Origin of the sequence: Cellulophaga sp. F20128, from assembly GCF_023015805.1 — a bacterium.
Taxonomy (GTDB): domain Bacteria; phylum Bacteroidota; class Bacteroidia; order Flavobacteriales; family Flavobacteriaceae; genus Cellulophaga.
Genome location: NZ_JALKBA010000005.1, coordinates 41506 through 53397, shown reverse-complemented (window position 1 = coordinate 53397; position 11892 = coordinate 41506). Strand labels below are relative to the sequence as shown.

The 11892-nt window shown below is 35.4% G+C and carries 10 protein-coding genes; 7 read left to right on the top strand and 3 right to left on the bottom strand.

Annotated elements, in window-relative coordinates; all coding sequences use genetic code 11:
* The first annotated feature begins 32 nt into the window (after positions 1 to 32).
* Complete coding sequence (locus tag MWU65_RS06815) at positions 33 to 884, top strand: N-acetylglucosamine kinase (RefSeq protein ID WP_247076445.1); 852 nt, start codon at positions 33 to 35, stop codon at positions 882 to 884.
* 93 nt (positions 885 to 977) lie between these two features.
* Here MWU65_RS06815 and MWU65_RS06810 read toward each other — a convergent pair whose 3' ends face one another.
* The 3 genes from MWU65_RS06810 to MWU65_RS06800 all read right to left on the bottom strand — a co-directional run bounded on the left by MWU65_RS06810 (position 978) and on the right by MWU65_RS06800 (position 5405).
* Complete coding sequence (locus tag MWU65_RS06810; RefSeq protein ID WP_247076444.1) at positions 978 to 1358, bottom strand: RidA family protein; 381 nt, start codon at positions 1356 to 1358, stop codon at positions 978 to 980.
* 32 nt (positions 1359 to 1390) lie between these two features.
* Positions 1391 to 2581, bottom strand: coding sequence for an enoyl-ACP reductase FabV (fabV, locus tag MWU65_RS06805; protein WP_247076443.1), 1191 nt, complete (start codon positions 2579 to 2581; stop codon positions 1391 to 1393).
* Between the two features lie 76 nt (positions 2582 to 2657).
* Positions 2658 to 5405, bottom strand: coding sequence for a putative LPS assembly protein LptD (locus tag MWU65_RS06800; RefSeq protein ID WP_247076442.1), 2748 nt, complete (start codon positions 5403 to 5405; stop codon positions 2658 to 2660).
* A 53-nt stretch (positions 5406 to 5458) separates the two neighbouring features.
* On the opposite strand from MWU65_RS06800, the gene MWU65_RS06795 reads away from it, so the two are divergent.
* From MWU65_RS06795 to MWU65_RS06770, 6 genes are read left to right on the top strand one after another with little or no spacing between them, the layout of a single operon-like run.
* On the top strand, positions 5459 to 6730 hold the full coding sequence (locus MWU65_RS06795; protein WP_247076441.1) for an N-acetylmuramoyl-L-alanine amidase: 1272 nt from the start codon (positions 5459 to 5461) through the stop codon (positions 6728 to 6730).
* A 49-nt stretch (positions 6731 to 6779) separates the two neighbouring features.
* Entirely contained in the window at positions 6780 to 7745 is a 966-nt protein-coding gene (locus MWU65_RS06790) for an MlaD family protein (RefSeq protein ID WP_247076440.1), read from the top strand.
* A 4-nt stretch (positions 7746 to 7749) separates the two neighbouring features.
* Positions 7750 to 9081: a (Fe-S)-binding protein gene (locus MWU65_RS06785; protein ID WP_247076439.1), complete on the top strand. Its 1332-nt coding sequence runs from the start codon at positions 7750 to 7752 to the stop codon at positions 9079 to 9081.
* Positions 9082 to 9100: 19 nt separating this feature from the next.
* Positions 9101 to 9892, top strand: coding sequence for a (Fe-S)-binding protein (locus MWU65_RS06780; RefSeq protein WP_247076438.1), 792 nt, complete (start codon positions 9101 to 9103; stop codon positions 9890 to 9892).
* A gap of 3 nt (positions 9893 to 9895) precedes the next feature.
* Complete coding sequence (locus MWU65_RS06775; RefSeq protein ID WP_247076437.1) at positions 9896 to 10408, top strand: PH domain-containing protein; 513 nt, start codon at positions 9896 to 9898, stop codon at positions 10406 to 10408.
* Positions 10401 to 11888, top strand: coding sequence for a PH domain-containing protein (locus MWU65_RS06770; protein ID WP_247076436.1), 1488 nt, complete (start codon positions 10401 to 10403; stop codon positions 11886 to 11888). The genes MWU65_RS06775 and MWU65_RS06770 overlap by 8 nt, the downstream gene beginning before the upstream one ends.
* Positions 11889 to 11892 lie beyond the last annotated feature (4 nt).

Sequence of the window (11892 nt, the reverse complement as noted above, 5' to 3'; positions counted from 1 at the left end):
TTTCAGGATACTATAATTTAAAACAATAGCTTATGATTTTAATTGTAGATAGTGGTGCTACCAAATCTGATTGGATTGCCTTAAACGAAAAAGGGGAAAGGCTATTTCTTACGCAAACCCTTGGGTTAAGTCCAGAGGTTTTAACAAGGCCTGTTATAGAAGATAGATTAGCCAATAATTTTGAACTTTCAAAAAACAGTAAAAAAGTAACACATTTGTTTTTTTACGGAGCAGGTTGTGGAACTGAGCGCATGCAAAAGTTTTTAAAAGAAATTTTTAATTCTTTCTTTCCCAATGCTGTAGCAGAAGTAAAAGAAGATACCTTTGCTGCTGTTTATGCAACTACAAAAATAGGAGATCAAAGTATTGTTTGTATTTTAGGTACGGGATCTAATTGCAGTTATTACGATGGTGTGGGCTTGCATCAAAAAGTAACATCCTTAGGTTATATTCCTATGGATGACGGGAGTGGTAACTTCTTTGGAAGAAAATTAATCCGCGATTATTACTTTCATAAAATGCCTAAAGATTTAGCCGAAAAATTTGCGAGTGAGTATGATTTGGAAGCTGATGTTATAAAGGAAAATTTATACAAGCAACCAAACCCAAACACATATCTTGCTACCTTTGCTCGTTTTATTGTAGAAAATAAAGCGCACCCGTATTGCAAGGGAGTTATAGATAAAGGATTTCAGCAGTTTATTAATAACTACATTATGCAGTTTGAGTTAGCCACTAAAGTTCCGGTAAGTTTTGTAGGGAGTATTGCCTACTATTTAAAGGAAGAATTGGTTAAGGTATTGGAGCGTAATGATATTGTTGTGGGTACTATTCTACAAAAACCAATTGATGGTTTGGTAGAATTTCACAAACAAAACTTATAGTATAACTTGTTGTGTATTTTGAGGGAAAATTAAACTTCCGGACTTACGGTAGTCCTAAATTTCCCTCAAAATGTACAGCTTGTAAGCGGTTGGTTATTTAACGGCCAACATACTTATTTCTACATTCACAAACTTAGGTAAGTTTGCTACTTCAACGGTTTCTCTTGCAGGAGCAGTTTCTGCATTAAAATACCGACCGTAAACGTCATTAATTTCTGAAAATTGATGCATGTCTTTTACAAAAATAGTTGATTTAACAACATCTTCAAATGTCATTCCAGCCTCGGTAAGAATGGCTTTTAAATTTTCCATACTTTGCTCGGTTTCTGCCTTAATATTGCCTTCAACCAATTCACCAGTTTTAGGGTTAATAGGAATCTGACCTGAAATATAGAGTGTATTTCCGCTCAATACAGCTTGGTTATACGGGCCAATTGGTGCGGGGGCATTAGGGGTTGTGATTATTTTTTTCATTTTCTTAGTATTTAAAGTGTTCTGAATAACTGTTATTGGTCTAAGCCTGGAATAGCGACCATTTCGTTGGCGTCTGCGTCGTAATTTACGCCTGCTAACTCAAAGCCAAAAAGATTAAAGAAATCTATTCTATATCCTTCCAAATCACCTATTGAAGGCAAAGATTCTGTAGTGGCTTGCTTCCATAATTTAGCAACTTCTTCTTGAACATCCGCCCGCATTTCCAAATCATCTATTCGTATTCTACCCAATTCATCCATAGGTATTTTGTCTTCGAACAATCTCTCTTTAAAAAGTCTGTGTATTTGTTCAATACAGCCTTCGTGTAATCCTTTTTCTTTCATGACTTTATACAGTAATGAAATATACAAAGGAATCACAGGAATTGCAGAACTAGATTGTGTTACAAGTGCTTTGTTAACAGATACATATGCTGAGCCCTCAATGTCTTTTAAGGCATCAGTGATGGTAAAAGCTGTTTCTTCTAGGTGATCTTTTGCTTGGCCAATTGTTCCGTTTCTATAGACTGCCTTTGTAAGTTCTGGGCCAATATAAGAGTAGGCTACTGTTTTAAAACCAGTTGCTAGTACGTTGGCGTCTTTTAGTGCTGTAATCCACATTTCCCAATCTTCACCTCCCATAACGGTCACCGTATTTTCAACATCTTCAGGGGTGCTAGGTTCTATGGTGATTTCTTTAACTTCTCCACTATGAAAATCTACGGTTTTATTCGTAAAAGGTGCTCCAATTGGTTTTAGGGTAGACTTATGCCGAACTCCAGTAGTAGGATGGGTACGAACAGGTGATGCTAGACTGTAGATGACTAAGTCTATTGCTCCCAAATCTTTTTTGATTAATGCAATGGTCTGTTCTTTAATTTCGTTAGAAAAGGCATCTCCATTGATACTGCTAGCATAAAGACCATCCTTATGTGCTTGTTTTTCAAAGGCAGCGGTGTTGTACCATCCCGAAGAGGCTGTTTTGCCTTCTGCGGGCGGCTTTTCAAAAAAGACACCAATGGTTGCGGCATCAGATCCATAAGCCCCAGCTATTCTGGAGGCTAGTCCAAAACCAGTAGATGCACCAATAACCAAAATGTTTTTGGCGCCTTCAATTTTACCTTGAGATTTGATATATTCAATTTGATTTAATACATTTTTTTCACAGCCATCAGGATGTGATGTTATGCAAATAAATCCGCGTGTTTTTGGTTCAATTATCATAAGTTTTTATTTAAATAGTACTGCTGGTTAACAAAATAATTCGCTATAGTTTACTATAGAAAAGCACTAGAACCCTTTATCTAGATTGGCTTCTTTGTTCCCATTTAAGGTCCTTAAGAATAGAACTCTTAATACCAATAAAGAAATACCACCGCTCATAGGTTCCAAATGGGGTCCAATTAAAGTTCATTCTAAAACTTTTTAAATCTCTTTCAAAACGCAATTGCGTCAGAGAAAAACCTTTGTTCTTAAAATCATAACCAGAAGAAAGTCCAACCTTCCAACCTGGAGTTAACTCTATATTTCCTGAAAACATCAGGGACTGGTTATTAATTTCATTTTGCCTGTTTGTATTATTGTAACTAACGGCATAGGCTAATCGTAAATCCCAGGGTACTTTGTTGCCGTACAAGGGGTTATCTTCCTTTTCCTCGTCCTCTTCATCTGGGCGTGATCTGGCGTTGTTAAAATCTTCGCTCTCACCAAATAAACCATCTATATTACCACCACTTGCTCCTAAATAAGAATCGTCTTCCTCTTCGTCTTCTTCTTTCTTTTTATCCTTGTCAAACATTTTACTGCTAATTGAGTATCCAATGTTTGCTCTTGCCGATGTTAATCTAAAAAGGCTACCCCCATTATCAATATTAAATGTATTTATTCGAGTTCCTTTATTATCAATAGCATAGGGGTCTAAACCAGCTGAAAAATTGATAGACATTTTTTTGTCTAAAATACTGGTACCTCCACTTAATCTTACTGGGCTTAATCGCAAGGAATCTGCCTGAAAATTATAATTAGTAGATAGGTTTAAGCTATTAAAAATAGATATTTTTTTTGGTTCTGTCGCAGTAGAGTCCCTATCGGTCACTTTAGCCTCTAAGGTATTTTGTAATGAAAAGCTCATGGCGCTGCTTTGGGTACGTCCAGGAGCCCCGTATAAGGTGCCTTCAAACCTGCTATAGGGTATATAGACACCATCGGCATCCATATATTCGTCATAGGTGTCTTCAAACGAAGGGGTGTAACCATAGCCTATAGAAGGGCGCATAACATGCCGTATTGCCTGTATTTTATTGCCTTCTGCAAAGGTATAGGTACCGTAAACGGTAGTTCCAAGACTGGCGCTTAAGTTGTATTTGCCGTAACGGTCAAAACCTTTTATAGTATCATTCACAACGGTTTCTGTAACGGCGTCATACGATTTGTTAAACGTATCTAAGGTCCATACATCATCATAGGAGGCCCCAACACTTACGCTGAAATTTTTTAAAATTTTAAAGTTGGTGCTAATCGGAATACTATGGGTGGCACCAACCCTTGCATTTTTAAACATTCCGGATTTAAAAAAGAGAGAGTCTGTTGTCTGAATCCTATTTTCACCCCGAACGGTATATTGAAAATTTATATTTTGAATAATACCCTTTTTAATGCCGTCCCTTTTTGCAAATGGAAAAATACGCTCCATACTTGCTTGTACTGTTGGTAGCGTTAAATTTATAAGTTGGGTATTTGTGTTTTGGTTGTGTGTTGCTGTTAAACTCATATTTACAGCAGGATATTCTGGAAAAGTCTTGGAGTACGAAATGGATGACGAAAGGTTGTTATTTTGTGTATTTGGTACATTGTATTGGTTAAGAGAGTTTCTGTAATACTCACTACTACCTAGGTTAACAGATGCCGATAATCTTGAATTAGGATTCGATTTTGGATCTTGTGAATGTGATATTTGTATATTGTAATTAGAACTTCTGCTATAGTCATCAAATCCTTTTTGACTGTTAATCTGGTTTTCATACCTAATATTTACATTTCCTTTGTATTGATATCGTTTTGTATAAACAGACTGTGTTCTAAAACCATAACTACCATTGGTATAAAAATCTCCTAGTACCGTTAAATCTACATAGTCATTAATAGGAAAATAGTACCCTCCATTTTGTAAAAAATAGCCTCGGTTAGGGTCACTACCAAAGGTAGGGAAAATTAAGCCAGCCGTACTTCCTGTAGTTAAGGGAAAGTAGGCAAAGGGCAAAGCTATTGGCGTAGGTACATCTGCAATAAACAAATTGCTAAACCCGGCAATCATTTTTTTACCAGGAACAAATTTGCCTTTTCGTACTAGAATATAATAATCAGGATTTATGGTGTCCGTGGCGGTGGTAACTTTGGCTCTGTTCATAAAATATACAGAGTCATTTTCTTTTTTTGTGATTTCGGCATACACCTTCATAGCATCGCTGCCTAAATTTCCCAGTCCCGCTTGTTGTTCAGTTCTAGAATTCCAAATGATTGCTTTCTGTGTATCAAAATTAAACCGAATAGAATCTGGTTTTACAACTTGGTTGCCTTGTTTAAAGTCTGGTATTTGTGTGTAAGTGCCTGTAGAATCCTTAATTCTACCGGCATAAACTTCATTTTTAGCTAAATCCAATACAATGACACCTGCTTTTAATTCGGTGTTTTGATAGTAGAGTTCAGCTTTGTCATACAGGTAGATTTTTTGCTCTTTACTATTGTATTGCATATAACCTACAGCATTTCTTTTTATCTGATCAACTAAGATGGGATCTTTAATTTTGACGGTATCTTTGGTAATGCTGTCTTTTTTTCGGGATCTAAGAAGGAAATCTGCGGGTAAAAGAGGTGCTACTATCGTATCTTTTTCTAATTTAATAGATAGTGGAATTACCTTATCTTCTTGACCATAAAGGCTTACAGCCCCTATAAATAGGACTATATAAAAAAGTAAACGCTGTTTGTTTGATTGCAAGGCTATAAATCCTATTTTTGTAATGACTTGGCTTTGTATTTCGGAAGTCAAACTTACGGATATTTTTTATTTCAAGAATACGCATTAGAATAAATTTAACCTAAATGAAAAAATCATTTTTAAAAAACATACTAAAACGCAATAGGTTTTATCCCCTAATGTTCGTTCTATTAATTTTTGTACTATCATCATTTCGTACTATATACAATACCATAAATCCACAAGATAAATTTATTGTAGTTTTAGATGCGGGGCATGGCGGCCATGATCCTGGGAATTTGGGTAATGGTTTTTTAGAGAAAAATATAGCCTTGAATATTGTTCTTAAAGCAGGGGAGTTGCTAGAACAAAATCCGAATATTAAAGTGATTTATACGAGAAAGGACGACACTTTTGTTGATTTGTTCGTGCGCGGAGAAATTGCCAATAAGGCCAATGCAGATTTATTCGTTTCTGTACATTGTGATTCGCATTCTTCGGATGCGCATGGGGCAGGAACTTTTGTGTTAGGCCTCCATGCCAACAAACAGAATTTTGAAATAGCCCAAAAGGAAAACTCTGTAATTTATTTGGAAGACAACTATCAAGCCAAGTATTCTGAGTATGATATTAATTCACCCGAATCTGTAATAGGCTTAACTATTATGCAAGAGGAGTTCTTAGATCAAAGTATTGCATTGGCAAAATTGATGCAAGATAAGTTTGCCAATAAATTAAAGCGTACAGATCGTAAGGTAAAGCAGGCTGGTTTTATTGTATTGCATCAAACCTTTATGCCAAGTGTCCTGGTAGAAACTGGATTTTTAACAAATAAAAATGAAGGTACCTATTTAAATTCTAAATCGGGTCAGTTAGAGATGGGAACTGTAATTGCAGAATCGGTTTTAAGCTATATGGACCAATTGGTAAGAAATACTTTAAGCACACAAGATAATACTGCAGCAGTAAAAGATGAAAAAGAAGATGTTGTAGTGACTAGGGTTGAAGAAAAGATACAGCCACCAATTGAAGAAAAGGAAATAGCGGTAGTAAAAGAAGTACCAACAAAAGAAGTAATAGCGCCCGTTAAAAAAGAAGTCGAAAAAATTGACCCGGAACATAAAACGAATTCTACTGTTGAATTTAGAGTGCAATTATTTGCTAGTTCAAAAAATATTGGACTTAGTTCTAGTAATTTTAAAGGCTTAAATACGTTAACTAAGGAGCCCGTAAATAGTATGTATCGTTATATGACGGGTAAGGCAAAGACCTTTTATGATGCAAAATTAATAAAAGCTAATGCCGACATTAAAGGGTATAAAACCTCCTTTATTGTAGCTTATAAAGACGGTGTTCGTATCAGTGTAGACAAGGCATTAAAATATATTTCAGAGTAATTTTAAATCTATAATTAATTCTAATTAAATTAGAGAAAAACCATTTCTATTGAAACTATCCAGAGAATTAAAAACAGGTATTATTGCAATTGGAGGCATCTTGCTATTCATATTAGGTTTTAGTTATTTAAAAGCAACTCCCTTGTTTGATAATAACAAAACTTTTTACGCGATCTATGAAAATGTCGGTGGGCTGCAACCAGGCACGCAAGTATCTATAAATGGGTATGCCGTGGGTAAGGTAAATGACATCCGATTTAAGGATAGAGAAGGCAATTTATTAGTAACATTTTCTGTTGATAATAGTTTTGAGTTTTCAAAAAATAGTATTGCAGAGTTATATGATACGGGTATTATTGGAGGCAAGGGTATTCAAATAGTACCAGTTTTTGATGGAGTTTCCTTGGCAGTGTCTGGGGATACCTTAACGTCTAAAACCAAACCAGGCTTAACAGATTTGGTGCAAGAAAATCTTGCTCCCTTACAATCTAAGGTAGAAGGAGCAATTTCTAATGCAGATTCCTTATTGATTAATTTTAATGATATTTTAGATCCCAAAACTAAAAAGGACCTTCAGGAGAGTATTAGTGGGTTAAACCAATTGATTCAAAATTTTAATGTGACAACTACCGCATTAAATACCCTAATGGCAAATAATAAGGAGCAGTTAGAAAGTTCTTTGACAAATATAAAATCCATTACGGATGATTTTTCTAAAATTTCCAAAGGATTGTCAGAAGCAGGATTAGAAAAAAGTATAGCTGGTTTGCAAAAGACGGTAACCAACTTGGATAATTTATTGCTTAAGATAGACAATGGCGAAGGAACATTAGGCAAATTAATGAATAACGAAGAACTTTATAATAATTTAACTGGCGCATCAAAAGAATTGGATTTGTTATTGCAAGACTTTAGGTTAAACCCAAAACGCTATGTAAATGTTTCTGTTTTTGGAAAAAAGCAAGTGGAATATGAAGTTCCAGAAAATGACCCAGCAGCTACTATAGACAACTAAACATATGGAATACCTTCCCAACTTATTATTTTTATTGGTACTCTTTGCCGGAATTGGATATTTTGCAAGAAATGTAAAGAAACTTGCTCGTAATATAAAATTAGGGAAAGACGTAGATGTTAGTGATCACAAGCCTCAGCGTTTAAAAAATATGGCACGTATTGCTTTGGGGCAAACAAAAATGGTAGTGCGTCCGGTAGCCGGGTTTTTGCACATTATTGTATATGTAGGGTTTATCATTATCAATATAGAAGTATTAGAAATAATTATAGATGGACTATTGGGAACGCATCGAATTTTTGCACCACTCGGTGCAGTCTATGATGTATTAATAGCATCTTTTGAGGTTTTGGCTTTTCTAGTTATAGTGGCCGTTGTTGTTTTTTGGATTAGAAGAAACATAATTCGCATAAAGCGATTTATGAGTCCAGAAATGAAGGGATGGCCTAAGAAAGATGGAAACATGATTCTTTATATAGAATTGGTTTTAATGGTTCTTTTTTTAACCATGAATGGAGCAGATTACCAATTGCAGGCTATGGATTCCCTACATTACGTAAAGGCGGGTTCTTTTCCTATTAGTCAGTTTTTATCGCCTTTGTTTGGTGGTATGTCTGAAGCTACTTTAATACTCGTAGAACGTACTGCATGGTGGTTGCACATTGTCGGAATTTTACTATTCTTAAATTACCTGTATTATTCCAAACACTTGCATATTATTCTTGCTTTTCCGAATACGTATTTTGGAAAGGTAAATCCTAAGGGGCAATTAGATAATTTGGCAGCAGTTACTGCAGAAGTACAACTGATGATGGATCCAGATGCAGATCCTTTTGCAGCACCGGCTGAGGGAACTGAAGATGCAGCTCCTGAAAAATTTGGGGCATCAGATGTTACCGATTTAAATTGGGTACAATTGCTAAATGCCTATACCTGTACAGAATGTGGTAGATGCACAAGTGAGTGTCCTGCCAGCCAGACTGGGAAATTACTATCGCCTAGAAAAATCATGATGGATACGCGAGATAGGTTGGCCGAGGTGGGTGAAAATATTGATAAAAACAAGGGAACGTTTGTCGCAGACGGCAAACAATTGTTAGGAGATTATATCAGCAGTGAAGAATTATGGGCATGTACGTCTTGTAATGCATGTACAGAGGCTTGTCCGGTGAGTATAGATCCATTGTCAATTATAATAGATATGCGCCGTTATTTGGTTATGGAGCAATCTGCAGCACCTTCAGATTTAAACAATATGATGGGGAATATAGAAAACAATGGTGCACCATGGCCGTTTAATCAAATGGATCGATTGAACTGGAAAAACGAATCCTAAATAGAAATTAAAAATAGCTATGAGTACAGAACTAAGAGTGCCAACAATGGCAGAGTTAAATGCAGAAGGAAAACAGCCAGAAGTTTTATTTTGGGTGGGTTGTGCTGGTAGTTTTGATGATAGAGCAAAAAAAATCACCAAGGCTTTTGTTAAAATATTAAACAAGGCCAATGTTAGTTTTGCTGTATTAGGCACCGAAGAAAGTTGTACTGGTGATCCTGCCAAAAGAGCTGGGAACGAATTTTTGTTTCAGATGCAAGCAGCGACTAATATAGAAGTACTCAATGCTTATGAAATAAAAAAAATTGTTACTGCTTGTCCTCATTGTTTTAATACCATAAAGAATGAATACCCAGGATTGGGTGGCAATTATGAGGTAGTTCACCATACACAATTTTTAAAAGACTTACTGGATTCTGGTAAAATAACAATGGAAGGCGGACAGTTTAAAGGCAAGCGTATTACCTTTCACGACCCTTGTTATTTGGGAAGAGCAAATGGGGTTTATGAAGCGCCAAGAGCCCTTATCCGCAAGTTGGATGCCGAATTGGTAGAAATGAAGAATTGCAAGAAAAAAGGCTTGTGTTGTGGTGCAGGAGGAGCACAAATGTTTAAAGAACCTGAAAAAGGAACAAAGGATATCAATATTGAACGCACCGAACAGGCTATAGACACCAAACCAGAAATTATTGCAGCGGGTTGTCCTTTTTGTAATACGATGATGACCGACGGTGTTAAAAACAAGGAAAAAGAAGGAGATATTGCCGTTTTAGATATTGCAGAACTTATTGCGCAAGCCGAAGATTTATAACCTATGGGTTTTGAAAATCAAGTACTGGAAGATTATACAGTTCCCAATATTGAAAATGTTCCTTTTAAATCTATTGAAAAAAAATACCTAAGGGTGGTTGTGGTCAACTATATATTCCTACTGCTCCTTTTATTCTCTTCTGTTGGTTTAGCGGTTTTTCTTTTCCATGTGCCTTTGTCAGAGGTTTTGTTTGGAGGAATAGTTTTGCTGCTTTTCTTGCTGCTCACAGTTTCATTTATAGTATCTGTACTAAGTTTTAGTAAACGTAAATACGCGCTTAGAACAAGGGATATTTCCTATAAAAAAGGATTGTTTACTACTACGCTAACGACTGTTCCTTTTGTGAGGGTGCAACATATAGATGTAAAGCAGGGATTTTTTTCTAGAAAATTGAATTTAGCCAATCTAGAAGTGTATACCGCAGGTGAAAGTGGAGGCGACCTAACCATTAAAGGTTTAAAATACCAAGATGCAAACAGCATAAGGGAATACATAATGTCTAAAATTGATGCATAATTTTAGTATACCATCTCAACAATCTGCCAAGGGAGTCGCTGTATTACTATTTTTGTCTTTCTTAAAATTCATCAAGCAAGCTTATATCCTTGTCATTATTTTTGCTTTTCGGTTTATAAGTGATCCTTCTAAATTTCTAAGCTCCCTGCCGTACTTGGGGCTCGCTTTTTTTGCTCTGCTAGTATATTTGCTCATTTTTAATTATTTAAAATTCAAGAATTTTAAATTTCATTTGGAAGGCGATCAGTTTATTTTGTCTGAAGGGATTTTAAATAAGAAGAATACGGCAGTTTCTTTTGATAAGATTCAGAATGTAAATATGAAGCAAAATGTGTTGCATCAAATTTTAAATGTGGTGCAGCTAGACATTGATACCGCTGGAGATAAGGCAACAGAAATTAGTATTACTGCCTTGGAGAAAAGCAAGGCGATGGCCTTAAAAAAGATATTGTTAAGCTCTGAAAAAGCAGCTCTCATTGAAGAAAATAAAGAACAACCCAAAGATAAAATAAGAATTTCTACACGCAGCTTGTTCCTAACTGGTATTTCTGAAAATCACCTAAAAAGCTTTATGTTTTTAGCAGCAGCTTGTATGGGGTTGTTTTCAGATGTAGAAGATGTCCTTAAGAGTATGGGGCAGGAAGAATTGTATCAGACCATAGAAAATGATGTATTGGGTTTTAATCCAGATGGCTTGCTATTGCTATTAATTGGAGTAGCATTGGTTTTAATGATCTCTATATTGTATTCCATTAGTTCCATATTCATTAAAAATTATGGACTTACAATTGCAACCAAGAAAAATAAAGTAGAGGTAAGTAAGGGATTTTTTAATAAGATTTCTTATTCCTTAAATATAAATAGGGTGCAATCTGTGCATTATGAAACTAATTATTTAAAACGAATGTTAGGCTTGTACAACCTAAAGATTCTGCAAGCGATGGCTACCGAAAAGTCGAAAAAAAACATTCAGATTGTTGGAATCCAAGAGGGTGAGTTGCGCTTTGTAGAAAAACTTTTGTTTGCAATTAACCCTTTTACAAGCGGAAACAAAGAAAAACCACATACCTATTACCGTACCCAATTATTGTATAGGGCTGCTTTTGTGTTACTGCTGGTAAGTTGTGTTGGTTTTATTGGTTTTGGCAGCCAATTTTTGTTGCTTCTTATTGTAATTATTCCCATTGTAGTTCGACTACTCTTTTTAAAGTATCAGAAAAGGTATTATGTATTATCGCGTGATTTTATAATATTGGGGTCGGGAAGTATTTCTACCTTTACTTCAATTGTTGAGAGTCATAAAATGCAAAGCGTTACTATTCATCAAAACTTTTTTCAAAAACGGAAAAAGGTAGCAGATTTGAATATCTTTGTAGCTTCAACGAAAATTACTTTTCCTTGTGTAGAATATGATAGGGCAATAAAAATGTATAATTATTTATTGTTTCATGTAGAATCATCCAATAAAGATTGGATTTAAAAAT